The 16,245-nt window shown below is 69.4% G+C and carries 11 protein-coding genes and 2 pseudogenes; 7 read left to right on the forward strand and 6 right to left on the reverse strand.

The features are described from left to right. Positions 1-99: 99 nt before the first annotated feature. Both ACWD3C_RS43175 and ACWD3C_RS43180 read right to left on the reverse strand, forming a co-directional pair. Positions 100-393: a hypothetical protein gene (locus ACWD3C_RS43175; protein ID WP_451153346.1), complete on the reverse strand. Its 294-nt coding sequence runs from the start codon at positions 391-393 to the stop codon at positions 100-102. A 505-nt stretch (positions 394-898) separates the two neighbouring features. After that, a pseudogene (locus ACWD3C_RS43180) lies at positions 899-1,466 on the reverse strand (integrase core domain-containing protein); the annotation flags it as partial. A gap of 381 nt (positions 1,467-1,847) precedes the next feature. On the opposite strand from ACWD3C_RS43180, the gene ACWD3C_RS43185 reads away from it, so the two are divergent. Next, on the forward strand, positions 1,848-4,322 hold the full coding sequence (locus ACWD3C_RS43185) for a hypothetical protein (protein ID WP_451153348.1): 2,475 nt from the start codon (positions 1,848-1,850) through the stop codon (positions 4,320-4,322). Continuing rightward, positions 4,310-4,846: a hypothetical protein gene (locus ACWD3C_RS43190; protein WP_451153350.1), complete on the forward strand. Its 537-nt coding sequence runs from the start codon at positions 4,310-4,312 to the stop codon at positions 4,844-4,846. Before ACWD3C_RS43185 ends, ACWD3C_RS43190 begins: the two co-directional genes overlap by 13 nt. Before the next feature lie 643 nt (positions 4,847-5,489). Here ACWD3C_RS43190 and ACWD3C_RS43195 read toward each other — a convergent pair. Together ACWD3C_RS43195 and ACWD3C_RS43200 are read right to left on the reverse strand one after the other, a co-directional pair. Further along, positions 5,490-5,753 carry a helix-turn-helix domain-containing protein gene (locus tag ACWD3C_RS43195; protein WP_451153352.1) on the reverse strand — a complete coding sequence of 88 codons (264 nt, stop codon included), beginning with the start codon at positions 5,751-5,753 and terminating at the stop codon, positions 5,490-5,492. 1,340 nt (positions 5,754-7,093) lie between these two features. Further along, complete coding sequence (locus tag ACWD3C_RS43200) at positions 7,094-7,522, reverse strand: hypothetical protein (RefSeq protein WP_451153354.1); 429 nt, start codon at positions 7,520-7,522, stop codon at positions 7,094-7,096. Positions 7,523-7,810: 288 nt separating this feature from the next. Here ACWD3C_RS43200 and ACWD3C_RS43205 point away from each other — a divergent pair, with 288 nt between their 5' ends. Continuing rightward, positions 7,811-9,808, forward strand: a complete 1,998-nt coding sequence (locus tag ACWD3C_RS43205; protein WP_451153356.1) for an ATP-binding protein — start codon at positions 7,811-7,813, stop codon at positions 9,806-9,808. 199 nt (positions 9,809-10,007) lie between these two features. Here the strand turns inward: ACWD3C_RS43205 and ACWD3C_RS43210 are convergent. Then, positions 10,008-11,086: pseudogene (locus ACWD3C_RS43210) on the reverse strand (integrase core domain-containing protein). Positions 11,087-11,214: 128 nt separating this feature from the next. On the opposite strand from ACWD3C_RS43210, the gene ACWD3C_RS43215 reads away from it, so the two are divergent. Continuing rightward, positions 11,215-11,541: a hypothetical protein gene (locus ACWD3C_RS43215; protein ID WP_451153358.1), complete on the forward strand. Its 327-nt coding sequence runs from the start codon at positions 11,215-11,217 to the stop codon at positions 11,539-11,541. A 115-nt stretch (positions 11,542-11,656) separates the two neighbouring features. Here the strand turns inward: ACWD3C_RS43215 and ACWD3C_RS43220 are convergent, their stop codons facing one another. Continuing rightward, positions 11,657-12,835 (reverse strand): tetratricopeptide repeat protein, encoded by a 1,179-nt coding sequence (locus ACWD3C_RS43220; RefSeq protein ID WP_451153360.1) that lies wholly within the window; start codon positions 12,833-12,835, stop codon positions 11,657-11,659. Between the two features lie 396 nt (positions 12,836-13,231). On the opposite strand from ACWD3C_RS43220, the gene ACWD3C_RS43225 reads away from it, so the two are divergent. Genes ACWD3C_RS43225 through ACWD3C_RS43235 form a run of 3 tightly spaced genes read left to right on the forward strand, consistent with a single transcriptional unit; the run spans position 13,232 to position 16,228 of the window. Beyond that, a complete protein-coding gene (locus ACWD3C_RS43225; protein WP_451153362.1) occupies positions 13,232-14,752 on the forward strand; it encodes a radical SAM protein in 1,521 nt (506 codons plus the stop codon). After that, positions 14,742-15,431, forward strand: coding sequence for an aspartate racemase/maleate isomerase family protein (locus ACWD3C_RS43230; RefSeq protein WP_451153364.1), 690 nt, complete (start codon positions 14,742-14,744; stop codon positions 15,429-15,431). Before ACWD3C_RS43225 ends, ACWD3C_RS43230 begins: the two co-directional genes overlap by 11 nt. Continuing rightward, the gene (locus tag ACWD3C_RS43235; RefSeq protein ID WP_451153366.1) at positions 15,428-16,228 is read left to right on the forward strand and encodes a hypothetical protein; all 801 of its coding nucleotides are present in this window, start codon (positions 15,428-15,430) and stop codon (positions 16,226-16,228) included. Before ACWD3C_RS43230 ends, ACWD3C_RS43235 begins: the two co-directional genes overlap by 4 nt. Positions 16,229-16,245: the final 17 nt, after the last annotated feature.

Raw genomic sequence — 16,245 nt, forward strand, 5'->3', positions numbered from 1 at the left:
CCCACCGCCCTGCGCATACCGCATACCTCCGGCATACCGCAACAATCATGAAACGTCAGATCCCCACCCGCCATAGCGAGTTCAACCTCAGTGACTACGTCACTGGCTGGCCGGGTACGGAACACCAGCTTGCCGAAGAGCCATGCTCTCCTGCCTGTTCTTGAAGCCGTCGTGAACGGCATTCAGGCAATCGACGCCCGATTCAAGGACGACATCGAGCGTGGCCGTCTGACCGTCAGAATCCATCGGAGCCCGCAGGAGCAGCTCGATCTCGTGCCTGCTGGCCCTGGCCGGGTGGCGTTGAAGCCCATCGTCGGCTTCAGCATCGAAGACAATGGGGTGGGCTTCACCCCGGAGAACATGAAGTCGTTCGAGACGCTGGACAGCGACCACAAGGCCGACTTTGGTTGCCGTGGCGTGGGACGCCTGCTGTGGCTCAAAGCGTTCGACAAGGTCTCTATCCGAAGCTCCTCAACTCAGCCACGGAGCGGAACCGGGCCTTCTTCGACAAGTTGGGGCTGCCGTCCAGCTGACACCCTGTCTGCTTCCCTGGTGGAAGAGGCTGGTACTGCGAGACCCTCATCGTGCGCGCGGACATCACCGTCGACCACTACCGGCCGAAATCCGAAGTACTCGACGTGCCCGGCCACCCGGGTTACTGGTGGCTGGCCTACGACGTGTCGAACTACCGCATCGCCTGCAGACACTGCAACAGCGGTGGAGCCCGCTACAACGGTGTCCGGGAAGGCCGCGCCAAGGGCAGCCAGTTCCCGCTCATAGGCGGAACCCGCGCCCGCACATCAGTCGACGACCTGGACCGCGAACAGCCGCTGCTCCTGGACCCAGCCCACCACAGCGAACCCGACCTTGCGCTTGCCGGAAACCCCATCCATGCTGGTCACGCCGCATGCTGGTACTCGTGCAGGATGCCGCCGAGCCGTTCGTGCTGGCGTATGTCGAGGCGGGTGATCTTCTCCGGATCGGCGATGGGTGCGGGCAGCGGGCGCAGTGGGGGCGGTGTTCGCGATGCCCTGATGGGGCCGGTGTCCGTTGTAGAACTGTTCGAACTCGCGCAGGGCGTGGAGCAGGTGGCGCTGGTTCCAGATCAATGTACGGTCGAGGAGTTCACGTCGGCAGGTCTGCACCCAGCGTTCCATGAGCGAGTTCATGCGCGGCATGCGGATCCCGCTGAGCACGACCTTGATCCCGGCGTCCGCGAGAACGATGTCGAACAGGGCGGGGTACTTCGCGTCGCGGTCCCGAATCATGAAGCGAGCCCGGCAGCCGGCGTCCTCGAGGTCCATGGCGAGGTTCTTCGCGGCCTGTGCCACCCAGGAGGCGGTCGGGTGCGCGGTGACGCCCAGGACCCGGATCCGGCGGCTGGCGTGCTCGATGACAGCGAAGACGTACAGCCGCGCCCCGGACAGCGTGACCGTCTCAAAGAAGTCGCAGGCCAATGTGTGATCTTGTCCGTCTACGCGCGTCTATCAGCCAACTTGTATGAATTACTTGGTATCTGACACCCTGATAGGGCATGTCAGTGGTCTCGACGACCTTCCAGCCCCGTGCCGCCGTCGGCGGAGTGGGCGTGAGCCGTGCGCCGCGGAGGCCCCTGCCGTTTCAGGGGGGTTGCCGGTGGCGTGCACAGTCTCCGGTGGTGGACTCGAAGGGGCAGACGGTCTTCGCTGGTACGCGCTGTGGGGCTCGTGGCGGTGACGGCGGCCCTCGCCGGTGCTCCGTGGAAAGGAGCGTCTGTGGTTCGGGTGCGTGCCGCACCCGACGCCGCCGGATGCGTTCAGTCGCACCCGGGGTCACAAGGGCTCCCGGAGAAGGACTGTCTGTCTCTCATGTCGACCAGTAAGGCCCCGGAGGGGCTGTTTCCGTACCCGACCCACCCCGACTGGGCAGAGTATCTCTACGAGGCCATCACCAACACCTGCGCGGCCGAGGGCGTCGCGCCCGTGCCCCGACGGGCAGTGCTGGAGGCGCTCGCCCCGGCGCTCGGCCGGGGCGAGGCCAAGCGTGTCATCGAACGCCGCCGCGACGGGAGCCGTTACCTGCGCCCCACCGCCTACCAGGTCGAGGCCCGGGACACCGACGACGCGCTGTTGCTGCTGAGGGTGGAACTGCACGGCGCGGCGACGCTGCCCTGGCCGCTGAACGACCGCACGCGCAGCGACTGGCTGCACCCCACCCCGGAGAACCTCGTCCGTTTCGAGGAACTCGTCGACCAGCAGCGGAAGGCGGCCGGGCTGAAGGTCGCCGTGGCCCGGGCGAAGGACGCGCAGCGTCGGTTGGCGATGACCGCGCCGCTGGCGGAGAAGGACGCGGCGGTGGCCGCGGTCCGCGACGCCGAGAACGAGCTCGCCCGTGCGGAGAAGGAGCTCAAGCTGAGGGAGAAGGCGCTGGGCTGGCGGCGGCCGCTGCCGACGGTGCGTGCCGTGGTCGAGGACGGTGTGCCGCTCGCCGCGCTGATCACGGAGCAGGTCCGCTCTGACGTGGCTGGTGCGTTGCAGCAGTACGCCGTGGACAAGCTGCGCGAGCGCGGACGGCAGCGCTCCTACGACCTGATCGAGTCCCTGGTTCACGAGGGGCAGCGGGACTCCACCGTGGTGGTCCTGCAGCAGGTCCCGATGACCGGCCGGGACGGATCTGTCGTATCCCCCTGGCGGGGCTTCCATGTCACCGGCAACAACCGGGGCGACGCCCGGCTGCAGGCCTATGGGCTGGAGGCGCAGCAGATGCTGACCGGTGTACCGCAGTCGGTGCTGCGGCTGCCGGACGAAGAGGAGAACCGGCGGCTGGTCCTGGTTGGGCTGGGCGAGATCCTGCGCCGGATCAGCACCCTGTTCAACACCGCATACGCCGTCCCCGGCCACGAGTTGGAGGAGCGGGCCGACCGGGCGCAGCGGATCGCCCAGGTTCCCGCCCGTGTCGTGGTCGGCGCCCGGACTCCGGAGCGGCTGGAGGAGTCGCTGCGCCAGCTGAACGTGCATGACCACCTGCGCGGCCAGCTGGGCTACGACAGCGAGGACCGTGGTCTGGGCCTGTGGTCCACCCTGGTCAAGGCCTACCAGGCCAAGGGGCTGCTCGGTGAGCTGCTCGCCAAGGAGGTCGCCCAGGAGCGGATCGCGGCAAGCGCCCTGGACGTGGGCGCGATCGCCGATGCCCTGGTCGGAGCCCGGGCGTTGGACGTGCTCGCCGTGCTGCTGTCTCCGGGCGACGAGGTGAGCCCGATGACGCTGCGCGACGTGGCCATCCGCTGCACCACGGTGATGCTGTTCCCGCCGGTCCCGCCGCGCCCGGAGAACCTGCCGCCGCGGGCGCATATGCCCACCGGCCGGTACTGGCCGGTGGTGCGCGGCGCCCTGCAGGAAGCACCGTGGAGCCAGTCGAACGGGCCCAAGGCCGAACGCCGGACGGAGGTGTGGGCGGCCGTGGTCGCCCAGCACTTCGCCAACCGCGGCAACCTGCTCGCTGCCAAGAGCGCGTTCAGCGCGCGCAACGTGCAGTTCGGGGTGCGGCTGGATGCGCGCAGCCTCACCTCGCTGATGAACGCCTGCCGCCAGGGGGACGCCGCGGCCTGGGAGATCCTGGTGCGCAGGCACCTGCTGCCCGGCCTGATCAACGCGCCCGAGCCGTTCATCACCTCCGGCCAGGGTTCGGAGAAGAGCGAGGACCGCAAGGGCGTGCGGCGTCCCCCCTCCAATGCGGTTCTGGCCCTGGTGAACGCCTACACCAGCCCGCCCGAGGGCGTCACCCGCGAACTGCTGTGCGCGTTCGCGGAGTCGGTCCTGCGCGCCCCTGATACCTCTGCTGGCGTCGACGGCCAGGCACCCGGCACGTTCTGGGCGCCCGATGCCCACGGCCACCCGCGCGAGAACGTCCTGGCCGACAAGAACTGGTTCGACGTCACGTTCCCCAAGACGTCCGCCGCCAACGGCAAGGGCAAGGACGTGCCGCCCTCGGACGACTCCGACGGCGGCACGGACGAGGACACCGCCGACGAGAGCGGCGAGGTCTCCGTCGAGGTCGAGGACGAGATCCCGGAGGACGCGCTCACCCGCATGACCCGCCTGCGCGCGGCGCTGACCACCCAGGTCGACAACAGCGCCGACGCCGTCGCCACCGCCTCCGAGCAGATCGAGCGGCTCCTGGGGCACATCCAGGACGCCGTGCGCTCCCGCAAGGAAGCCAGCGCCGAGGAAGAACCGCCCGAGGTCCAGAAGCTGTACGTGAAGGACATCAACGAGATCAAGAAGGAGTGGACGAAGGTCGTCGAGCTGCTGGACCAGGCGGGAGCGGCGGTGTGGGAACTGTGATCGACGACTGCTGCCCGGTACCGGTCGCCGGACCGGTGGTCGACGCGCGAGCGCTTCGTCATGCGTGGACGGCGTTGGGGCCCCTCGCGCTCGGCGGATGGCCCGTCCGCTGCGGCCTCGTCCAGCACCGTGAGGAGTCCCTCGCGGTGCTGGACGAGGTACTCGCCGGGCTGTACCTGGCGGTCGACGCCGACGGACGGCTGCGCTGGCTGGGCAAGGCCCACCGCGACGGCGGCGTCGGCGCCCGGCTGCGGGATCACTTCCGGCACCCGGAGCGGGCCCGCGTCTTCGCGGGGGTGTTCGTCGTGGCGGCCGACCCGTTCAGCCCGCCGCAGGCGATCAAGGCCGCTGAGGGCCGGACCGCCGATCTGATCGGGCTGCGTGGCCGCATGGGTCCTCGTACGTGGCCCGTCGTCACCGAGGCGCAGTGGCTCGCCCTGGTCACCGCGCAGTCCGCGCTCCGCGTCGGCCGTCCCCGGCCAGCCGGGGACGGCTCGGGGGACCGGTCGACGGCGCCGGCCTGACGGGCCGGGTCCGGTGTCGTGACGGGCTCCTCCCCGGCCGCCGCTTCCAGACGTGCGGCCGGGGCGGGTTGGGGGCATCGGTCCCGGCGCCGGAACCGGTCACCATCTGCCGGAACGTGGGGACGACGACCGCGTAGATCAAGCGTCGACGGGTGCGCGAGACGAAGAACGACGGATCCATGGGACGCGGCGCGACCTGGTCGCGGAGGACGTCGTAGGCGGTTCGCAGCCTGTAGCAAGCGGACCTCAACCGTGTAGACCGTTGATGTGTTCGGTGTCCGAGGTGCTGGCTTGCGTGGAAGCATCACGCACTCTTTCCCTCGCCCTCTACATCGAGTTTGACCGACGTGTGCCGTCGGAAGTCGGCCGTTGGTGAGCATGTGGCGATCGCAGCGGATTGGCCCGTTCGCGCTGGTTTTGCAGGGATGATGTTTGCCTCATAAACGAGTGCACCAAGTTACTGATACGCACTCCTCCGGGTCACTACTCTTAAACGATAATGTGATGAGAGCCTCGTAAACGAACGGAATCGCACCCCGGAGCTCTGGTTCGGATGGCCGTAGAGGTCCTGATTTTCCGCATCGACGCACCTCGTCCGGAGTGGCCCTCGGGGGCGGGATGGTCGTCGCTCGCGGCTTGCCGGCTATCTGTACAACGACCCGGGAGTCCGTCCGAAGGCGGCCCTGAACGCGCTGGCGAAGGCGCTGGGCGAGGAGAACCCGCAGACCGCGGCCGCCTGTGTGACGGTCCGTCCCTCGGCGAGGAGCAGGGCCGCCCGGTGCAGGCGGAGCTGTGTGCGCCAGGCCGTGTAGCCCATCCCCAGCTCGTCGCCGAGCAGCCTGGACAGGGTCCGCTCGCTCGCGCCGGCCCTCCGGCCGAGTTCAGCCAGGCACGGCGAGGCGGTCATACCGGACTCCTGCACTCGTTGGACGTCGCGCAGCCGCGCCGGCGTCCCTGTGGTGCCCCGGTCGTGTCTCCTGGGAGGCGCCACCCGGCATCCCTGCACAGGTGAGTCCTCCGAAGGCTCTGTGTGCGACTCCAGTGCGGCACTGCCAGGCCGCGTACGAGCCACCGTGGGGACGTGCGCGGGACTCTGAGAGGTGCACCGGCATCAGTCGGTGTCTTGTCGGTGTCCCTGGCGAGTCTCGTTCGTGTACTGATGAGTCACCTCGGCGCGCTTCCTTGGCCATTGACACCAGCCGGTTCCGTTCGTTCGCCTCATGCCGCTGGGCCTTCAGCGCCTTTCTCGCCGCGGCCTCGGTGCCGGGACCCCGGGCCCCCGGCCGGCCAGACCGCGCGATCCGCGGTGGAGAACGTATGAACCTGCGCCTGTACGGCAGTGCGAGCGGGCCGCGCCGACGTCTCGCGTGGCCCGTGGCCCGGCCCCGACATCTGCTGGGGTACGTGTGAGCGGTGAGCGGCGACGTTGACGCTGCACGTGTTCGTGGATGACGGGGTCCTCGCGCCGCCGGTGCCTTCAGTGATCTCCTTGTCAAGGCGTACATCCTCGACGGCGACGGCCGTGATGCTGGATCGCGGCGTTGCTGGGACGGGCGGTTCGCGGCATGGATTCCGGCGGGATCGGCCGGCAGGGGAGTGAGGCGGCCTCGGGGGCTCCGGCAGCGTCGGCCCGTCGTCCGGTTCCCCGGGGGCCGAAGCGCCCTTGGGTCAGGGCATCGGCATCCCCGCCCACCAGCGCCTCCTGGTTCGCGGCCGCTGTGGGGTGAGCGCGGTGCCTGCTCGGCACCGGCTGCCGCCTTGCGAGCCAGTCCTGCGCGGTGTGCGGCGATCGAAGCGGCGACGGCGCCCCCGGCTTGGATGGCCAGTGCGGGGATCGGACGGAGGGCGACAGCGGCCGCGGCTGCAGTCGGTGAGTTGCTGGGGCGCTCGGCGGGTGTCGCAGGGTCGGGACGGGTAACGGTCCTTGACGAACGCGGTGTGTGGTCTCTGGGCGGAGGGCCGGAGGTTTCCTCGGCCATCCTCACCTGCTCGCCCCGGCCCGGGTCGTGGCTGTCGGCGAGGACGGCGACCTGCCACAGGGCGGTGGCCAGGGTGCGGGCCATGGGTGCACTGAGGGGGTCGGCGCGCGTGATGGTCTTGCGCAGCGTGGTGGTGATCCGCTCCCACAGCAACCCCTGGCCGGCATCTGCGGCGGCCTGAGTGTAGGCGTCGATGCGGTCGCGGACACCAGTGTGCCAGTCGAGCACACTTGGTTCCGGGACGGACTGCCGGTCCAGCACGGGTGGTTCACCCTCGCCCGGCCGGCGGGGCCGCGCGGTGGGCGCCGTGGTCCACCCGGACCAGGCGGCCGCGCTTTTCCGGCCGGGACGTGCCGGAGTACGCGCCGGTCAGCGGCGCATCAGGGGCCTGGTGGGCCTGCTCCGGGCTCCAGGTGCGGGCCGGGTCCTGGGCCGGCAGCAGCGCGATCCGCTCGGTCATCGCCGGCCGTGTACGGCCCGGGGCCACGGCCGGGCCGTCGCCGGCGGCTGCCTCCGCGTCCGGGCCGGCGGACAGGGAGTGCCGGCGCTCGACCGGGGCCGGGACTGCCTGTCCGGCCGACAGCCGCTCGCGCACCGCGGCGAGGCGTTCTTCCAGGTCTTTTTCCTGGTGGCGCAGGTCGTCGAGGACCTGGCGGGCGCCGGTGGGCAGGTGGTGGACATCATCGGGTGCGGTCACGAGCGGGAGCCTGGCCCCTCGGCGGGGCGGTCATGCCCGGCCGGTCGGCAAACCCCCGGATCGGGCGAAGTCCGCCCACGGACCCGGAAGATGATCACTCATAGCGTGGAATCCACCACTGGGCGCTCCCTCATCGTCCCTGGTCACCGCAATACATTGGAACCCCACCGTGGGTCGCCTTCATCCACGTATGCCGGTGCGCGCCGATAGGCTGGCGAGCGACCATCATCGAGAGGGGGAGTCATGGCGCTGACAACGTCCTTGACGGGTCGCGTTCGGAATACCAGCTTGCCTAAGAGCCACGCACTCCTGCCCCTCCTCGAGGCGATCGTGAACGGCATTCAGGCGATCGATGCACGGAGCGAGGGAACGGACGCGCCCGGCCGGATCGACGTGAGGGTTCACCGCGACTCCCAGGCGGAGCTCGACTTCGGCCCCGCGGGACCAGGCCGCACGCCCATGAAGCCGATCGTCGGCTTCACCGTCGCCGACGACGGCGTGGGGTTCACGGAGCAGAACATGTCTTCGTTCGAGACCTTGGACAGTGACTTCAAGTCCGATCTCGGATGCCGGGGCATCGGCCGGCTCCTGTGGCTCAAAGCCTTCGACCGGGTGTCGGTCCGCAGCGCATACAAGGACGACGACGGGCAGCTCCGAGGACGCCAGTTCAGGTTCTCGGTCGAGCGTGAGGTCGAGCAGGACGGAGAGGCCGACGGGTTCGCCCGCCCGGGAGCGGTCGTCAGACTCGACGGCTTCAAGAAATCGTTCCAGCAGCACGCACCGAAGGGCGTCGACGCTATCGCGCGCGAGGTGTTCGAGCACTGCATCTGGTACTTCCTCCGGCCCGGCGGTGCACCCGTAGTGACGATCGCGGACGACGACGAGACGGTGTCGCTGGCCGACCTGATGGACGAGTTCGTCGACTCGGCGATGACGTCGTCGACGATCGAGGTCAAGGGCCAGAAATTCCACATGCTGAACCTCCGCCTGAAGGCCACCGCGCGGAACTCCGTCCCCCGCCTCCACTGGTGCGCGGCGAGCCGCGTCGTCATTGAGGAGAACCTGAGCGGGAAGGTGCCCGGGCTCCACGGCAAGCTCGTGGACGAAACCTCCGGCGAGTTCGTCTACGCGTGCTACCTGACCTCGGACTTCCTCGACGAGCGCGTCCGCGCCGACCGGACGGCCTTCGAAATCAGCGACCGCATCGCCGGGCAGCCGCTCGTCGACGACCTCTCGCTCGATGACATCCGCGACGCTGTCCTCGAAGAGGTTGCGAAGATCCTGAAGGACCCGCTCGAGTCGGCCCGCGAGCAGGGGAAGCAGCGCGTGCACGACTTCGTGACCAAGCGCGCGCCGCGGTACCGGCCCGTGCTCGCCAAGATCGAGGAGCGCGGCATCACGGTCGACCCGTCGGTCAAGGACCAGGACCTCGAGCTCCAACTCCACCGGCACCTGCAGAAGATCGAGTCCGACGCGTTCGTGCAGGGGCAGGAGATCTTCGCGGAGGCCGAGGCGGAGCCGGCCGAGGACTACGCGGAGCGGCTCGCCGCCTACCTCGCCACTGTCAGCGAGATCAACCAGTCGGATCTGGCCGCGTACGTCTCGCGCCGCCGCACGGTGCTGGATCTGCTCGGGCGTCTGATCCGCGCCGACAAGGACGGGAAGTACAGCCGGGAGGACGCGATCCACTCGCTGATCGTCCCGATGCGGACGGAGTCCAACGAGCTCGCCTCCGACGGGTCGAACCTGTGGATCATCGACGAGAGGCTCGCCTTCCACGACTACCTCGCTTCCGACAAGACGCTGAAGAGCATGCCGGTCACGGGGTCCGAGTCCACGAAGGAGCCCGACATCCTCGCGACCCGGCTCATCGACTCTCCGGTGCTCGCCGCGGAGGGGCAGAAGCTGCCCCTGCCGTCGATCGTCGTGGTCGAGATCAAGCGCCCGATGCGCAAGGACGCCACCGAGGACAAGAACCCCATCCAGCAGTGTCTGGACTACGTCAAGAGGATCCGAGCCGGGGGAGTGCTGACCGCGACCGGGAGGCCGATCCCGCCGACCCACGAGCCACCGGCGTTCTGCTACATCATTGCCGATCTCACGGACAGGATGATCGAGCGGTGCGAGATCTCGAACCTGCGGCCGACCCACGACGGCCTCGGGTACTTCGGCTTCAATGACTCCGCGAAGGCGTACATCGAGGTCATGAGCTTCGACGGGCTGGTCAACTCGGCCACGGAGCGGAACAGGGCGTTCTTCGACAAGCTGGGTTTGCCGTCCGGCTAGACCCATCCTCCGCACGTCACTCGGGAGAGTGAAGATCGAATGCCCAATTCGCCTTCGTATGCGGCGATTTCACACTCCGGTCGGGCGTCCACATCGTGAGATACTGCCGTCGCCGCCAGTCGGCAATCGATCTCTTCCCCCATGTGCGGAGGATGGGGCTAGATGGACCTGCCCTTGCCGGAAACTTCGTCCATACAGGTCAGGACGTATGCCGGTACTCGTGGAGGATTCCGCCGAGGCGGTCGCGTCGTCGTACGTCGAGGCGGGCGATGTCGTCCGGGTCGGTGATCGGCGTGGGCAGCGGGTGCGGTGGCCGGGCGCCTGCGATGCCCTGGTGGGGCCGGTGGGAGTTGTAGTGCTGCTCGAACCCGCGCAGGGCGTGGAGCAGACGGTGCTGGTTCCAGACCAGGGTGCGGTCCAGCAGTTCGCGTCGGCAGGTCTGCACCCACCGTTCCATGAGCGCGTTCATGCGCGGTATCCGGCTCCCGCTGAGTACGACCTCGATCCCCGCGTCCTTGAGGACGGTGCCGAACAGGGCGGGTACTTCCCGTCGCGGTCGCGGATCATGAACCGGGCCCGGCCGCCGGTATCCTCGAGATCCATGACGAGGTTCCTGGCGGCCTGGACCACCCAGGCCGCGGACGGGTGCGCGGTGGCACCCAGGACCCGGATCCGGCGGCTGGCGTGCTCAATCACCGCGAACGTACAGCCGCGCCCCGGTCAGAGTGACCGTCTCGAAGAAGTCGCAGGCCAGCAAAGCGTCGGCCTGGGAACGCGGGAAGTCGGCCCATGTGCTGGAACTCCGTTCGGGCGCGGGATGGAACCCGGCCTCCTTCAGGATCTGGCCATACCGTGGAAGCGGCCACCTCGATCCCCAGCACGAGCAATTCACCGTGCACTCTCCGGTAGCCCCAACGGGGATTCTCCCGGGCCGGGCGCAGCACCAGGAGGGGGACGGAGCGGACGGTGCGGGGCCGGCCCGGGCCCCTGGGCCGGGAACAGGCCGCGTGCCGGCGCGCGAGCAGGTCGCGGTGCCGACGCGGTACCGTGTCCGGGCCCACCAGCAGCCGCACCGCGGGAGACGGTGCAGCAGCGCGGTCAGGAACGCCCGGTCGCCCGGGGCGAACCGTGCTCTCTCCTTGCCAGTTGGCGTTCCAGGACCACGAGCTGATGGCGCAGGGCTACGATCTCGATGTCCTTGCCGTGGTCGCTCATCGGCAGCAGGCGCAGCATCGCGAACGCGTTCGTCACAGCGAGATACGTCAGTCGCAGCAGCACGGTCGGTCTTGTTCCCGCAGTTCCCGGCACGCCACCACAGCGCCTCCCACCAGGGCGGATGAGGTCTTCGGCAGGGGCAGGTTCTCGGATGCGGCATCAACGACGTCTGGCGCCGCTTCCAGAGCCGGATGCACGAGGCGGTCGACCCCGACGAGTACACCCGGCACCTGACCGGGATGCTCAACCAACTCAGCGGATACTCCCGCCGGATCGTAGTCGTCTCCGAAACCCCGTTCGGCCCGATCGAGGACCCCAAGACCGTCACGGCCATGAACGCTGAGCTCGCCCGCTACAACACGGCCGCCGCGCAGCACCTCACCGGCGAACCAACTGGTCTGTGGAGCGACGGTGTCCACCTGACCGAGCTCGGCGACACCATCCTGCTCCAGCAGACGGAACGGCTCCTCGCCGATCACCGCATCGTCGAAAAGCTCCTGGACTACCTGCTCCCGTAGCCTCTCCATCTTGCAGTCCTGGGACGGGGACACGCACTGGGCATTTCGGCGCTGGCGGCTGGTGCTCGCATAGGACACCGGCTCCATTGCGGGATGGCGCCGGCCGGGACTGGTCTCAAGCGAGGGCTGCGGCGCGACTTCTGAGTTCTTGTGCTTTGGGATTGTTCGGGAGGCGGCGTAGTCGAACGGACATGTCCTGAACGGCCGAGCGAACTTTGACGGAGCGGATGCCCTCCGTGCAGTCGAGGAACTCGGACCACGTCGTGAGAGCGCCGTCCGTATCTCCTCGGCGCAGGCGGACCCCCGCGAGGTCGGCTGTGACGATGGCGCGGGTACGTCGGCGGTCGACCCCGTGGAAGTTGAGGGCGAGGAGAAGGTGTTCCTCGGCTGCGGTGAGGTCGCCGAGGCGGTTGAGGATCATGCCGGTTTCGTGGGCCCAGCGGCCTGGGGAGTAGTGGGCGGCCCAGGAGTCGGTGGGGCCGCTCTGGGGGCGGCCGATGGCGGTTTCGGCAAGGGCGAGGTGCTGGGAGGCAAGGCGACGGTCGTTGTCCTGAGCGGCGGCATTGGCCAGTGTGGCGTTGTAGTAGGCCACGGCGCGCGGATTGTCGAGGTCGCGTCCGTAGGTGACGCAGGCTTCGCTGAGCTGGACGGCTTCGGCGTGGTAGCCCAGGTCGATGCAGTGGACCGCGAGCCCTCGCAAGGCGGTGGCTGCGAGTTCGCGGTCGCCGGCTTCGGCGGCGAGCCCGTAGGCGTGGGCGTAGTAGCCCTGGGCGAGGCCTTGAAGCTCGGGGGAGTCGCCTTCGTCCTGCGCCATCCAGCCGGCGAGGTGGGCGAGCTGGGAAGCGGCAGCGAACAGCTCTCTGCCAGTGGCCTCCGTGTACTTGCCGTTCAGCCACGGTGCGACGTCTTCCGTGAGGTAGCGCACGGCAAGGTGGCGCGCGTGTCCGCCGCCGAGCTCGGATGCGGAGTCGCCGAGGCTCTTCACCATGATCTTGACGGCGGCCACTTCGCCACGCCCGACGCGGACGGCTCCAGCGGGTGCGCTGTGGACACGACGGGTGATGCTGTCGGGGTCGGGCAGGCCGAGGGCGGCGAGGACGTAGCCGCTGGACGCGGTGAGGAACTTCCGGCGGTCCACCTCGAGGTCGCTCCTTCCCAGCTGGATGACTGAGGCCACGGTATCGGCGGGGGCCGGTGTGAGGGGCGGTTGCGGGACGCCTCTGGCGTCGGGGTCGAGTTCAAGGACGCGGGCGACGTAGGGCCACCAGTAGTCGGGCGTACGTTCGCCGGTCATCCACTTGCGCGCGTACTGACGTTGTAATCGGTCGGGTCCGCTGCCCTCGGCCCGGCCGACAGCACGTGCCAGCTGGGTCGGTCCCCAGCCACGTTCCCGGCAGGCTGAGCTGATCAGGTACGCGAGGTGCTGTGCGTGCGGTGCAGGCGTCATCCCGTCACCCCGTCCCTGGACTACGCGGGACTACGGAGGACTACATCTTCCCCTCTTCCGGGGGCGCGCACGCGGAGCTTGACTGAACTTTCCCTCCGCCCGAACAGCGGTCCTGAACAAGGATGTTGACACGCTCATGACCCGGCTTCCGGCCGAGGGCGTTCGTGTGAGCCAGGTGGAGCGGGCCGCCCGCGTCGGTGCGGACGGCCCGGCCCGATCAGCTGGTACTGGAGAGGAGTCTCGGTGACCGCCCCTGTAATGATCTTGGACTGCTACACCGTCGAGCCCAGCGGCCTGGGCGTTCCCCCTTACTTGTCCGCATACGTGCGGCAGGCGTATGCGGCCCTGCGCCGGGCCAGGCCCGACGCCGAGGTGAAGTACGTGACGATCGACGATGTCCGCTGGTGCCTGGCCGGCGGCCGCCCCGCGGTGGAGCCGCCGCTGAGCGACCGGCTGACGTACTCGGCGACCGTCAACCGCGACAAGGCGGTGGAGCTGCTGCGCGACGCCGACATGGTGGTCGTGGTGGCGGGCGACAAGGTCCCGTCGGTGCACCTGCACGCCGTCAACGCCGGACAGGACGACATCGCCCGCGCGATGGCCTGCGTGCGGGGCCGCCGTTACCTGCTTGGTCCGATGGCCACGTGGGCCCTGTCGGAGCCTGCTTCCTGGGCTGGGCTGTTCGACGCGGTCCACACCCACACCGTCACCGCGTCCACCCTGGCCCTGGGGAGCCGCGAGCCCGCCCCGTACGGGCAGCTGGCGACGGACCGCGACTCGTTCGCCGAGTTGATCGGACAGATGCCCTGGGCGCCCGTCGCCGAGCTGGAGCTGTACCGCGGCTGCACCCGCAAGGCGTTCTGCCGGTTTTGCAACGAGCCGGCCAAGGCGCCGACGGTCGCGCACCGGGCGGTCGAAGACGTCCTGGCCGAGGCCGGGCAACTGTACGACGCGGGGGTGCGGCACTTCCGGCTCGGCCAGCAGACGTGCTTCTTCTCCTACCAGGGCCGCAGCGAGGAGGCGATCCGGGCCCTGCTGGGCGGAATCCGGGAGCTCGGCCCGGACCTTCAGATGCTGCACATCGACAACGCCGACCCGTTGGCCGTGGCAGCGCGGGTCGGCAAGCGGATCGCGGCCACGGTCGCCGAGTTCTGCACCGAGGGCAACTGCGCCCCGATGAGGATCGAGTCGTTCGACCCGGCTGTGATCGAACGCAACACCCTGACGTGCACCGAGGACATCCTGCTGCGCGCCGTCGAGCACGTGAACGAGGCCGGCGCCGAGCGCGGGCCGGACGGGCTGCCCAAGCTGCTGCCCGGTCTCAACCTGATCTACGGCCTGCCGGGCGAGACCCACGCCACGCACCTGGCCAACCTCACCGCCCTGCGGCGGATCTACGACGCGGGGCTGATGTGCCACCGCACCAACGTCCGCCTGGCCCGCGCGTTCCCAGGCACTCCGCTCGCGGAGGAAGAGGCGAGCCTGGAGGGACTGCCGTCCGCGGAGCACTTCGCCACCTGGAAGGCTGACATCGACCAGCTGTGGGACCGGCCGATGAAGGAACGCGTCTACCCGGCCGGCCTGGAGATTCCCGGCGTGCACGCCTATTTCGTCGACGAGCGCGGCACCTGGTTCCGCCGCTTGGGCTCCTACGCGATCCAGATCGTCGATCCCGGCGCCGTCGTCCCGGTGGGCACGCCGGCCGACATCACCGTCACCGGGCACGCCCCGCGCGTCATCTACGGCACCCACCGTGCCCGCTGATCCCGCAGTCACCGGCACGGCGGTGCGGCGTCATGTGGGCGTGCTGCTGCCGTGGGCCAACGTGGCGGTGGAGGAGGAGTTGCCCCAACTCGGCGAGCCGGGCGTGGTATTCCACTACGCTCGGCTCGTGCCGGCCTCCCGCACGACCGCCGTCGACGACTCCTTCTGGCACGGGCTGCGGGCTGCCTCCGCCAGCGCCGTCGACTCCCTGCGCCATCTGCCGTTGGACGCCACCGTGCTGGCGTGCACCTCCGCCGGTTTCACCGGCGGGCCCGCGCTGCCGCCGGGCGTGATCACGGCCTTCGACGCCCTCACCACCACCCTGCACCAGCGCCACGTGGCCAGCGTCGTACTGGCCACCCCCTACCCCGAGCAAGTCGCCCAGACCGAAGCCGAAGCCCTCGCAGCCCACGGCATCGAGGTAACCGTCCACGCCAGCCTCGGCCTCGACGACGGCTACCCCCACATCACCACCGCGCAGATCCTCACGCTGTGCGACGGCCTTCCGCCGGCCGCGCTCGCCGAGGCCGACGCACTCGTGCTGTCGTGCACCGGCTGGCGGACTCTGACCGCTGCGGCCGCCCTACAGGCACGGCTGCGCATCCCCGTGATCTCCTCCAACCTCGCCCTCGCCCTTGCCACCCACACCCACTCGCCCGCTCCAGGAGCAGCGCCGTGACCGTCACCAGACCCACCAAGCGCAGTGACGACCGCGTCCTTGCGTTCGTCACCCGCGCCGCCGCCCTCGACGACGTACGCGCCGAGGTGGAGGCCAACCACGACCACAACCGCTGGTGGCCGCCCACCATCACCGACCCGCGCATGCGGATGCTCGCGGCCGGCTGGTCCACCCGGATCAACTACCGCATGGTCGACACCTACGCGGCCGTCCTCGCACACGCCGACACCATCGGCTTCGACGCCCTCACCGACCTCGATGACGACCAGGCCCGCGACCTGGTCGCCCCGCTCGGCCTGACCGAAGCCCGCCTGACCTACCTCTACTCCCTGGCCGACACCCTGGCTCGCTGGGACAAGGACGGCACCGACCCGGCCGCCTGGGACGCCAAGGCCTTCATCGCTGCCTTCGCCCGCGAGGTGCGCGGAGCCTCCTACAAGGTCGCCCAGTGCGCCGCCCTGTACGCCCGCGGCTACCACTGCGGCATCATCCCCGTCGACTCCGGCATGGTCACCAAGCTCGCCCCTGCACTCGGCTTCACCCTCCCCTCCGGGCCCGCCGCCCACGAACACCTGCGCACCCTGCTGGAGCACGCCGTCGCCCGCCACACTGACGCCCTGCGGACCCTGGCCGCGGGCCAGGATGTCACCATCCCGGTCGAGGCGGCACCGGCCTGGTGGACCCACCTCGTGTTGATCTACTTCAAACGCCTCTACCTCAACCGGCCACCCGCCCGCCTGTGCACGCGCCGTCCTACTTGCGCCGCTCTGACCGACTGCACGCACACCCGGACCTGACCGAGGAGAGAGCCGCG

It is taken from the genome of Streptomyces sp. NPDC002845 (assembly GCF_053591955.1).

What these genes read in the sequence shown, in the direction of transcription:
- ACWD3C_RS43185 (WP_451153348.1), top strand. Translation starts at nt 1,848, where the DNA reads ATGTCGACCAGTAAGGCCCCGGAGGGGCTGTTTCCGTACCCGACCCAC.
- ACWD3C_RS43195 (WP_451153352.1), bottom strand. Translation starts at nt 5,753, where the DNA reads ATGACCGCCTCGCCGTGCCTGGCTGAACTCGGCCGGAGGGCCGGCGCG.
- ACWD3C_RS43215 (WP_451153358.1), top strand. Translation starts at nt 11,215, where the DNA reads ATGCACGAGGCGGTCGACCCCGACGAGTACACCCGGCACCTGACCGGG.
- ACWD3C_RS43220 (WP_451153360.1), bottom strand. Translation starts at nt 12,835, where the DNA reads ATGACCGGCGAACGTACGCCCGACTACTGGTGGCCCTACGTCGCCCGC.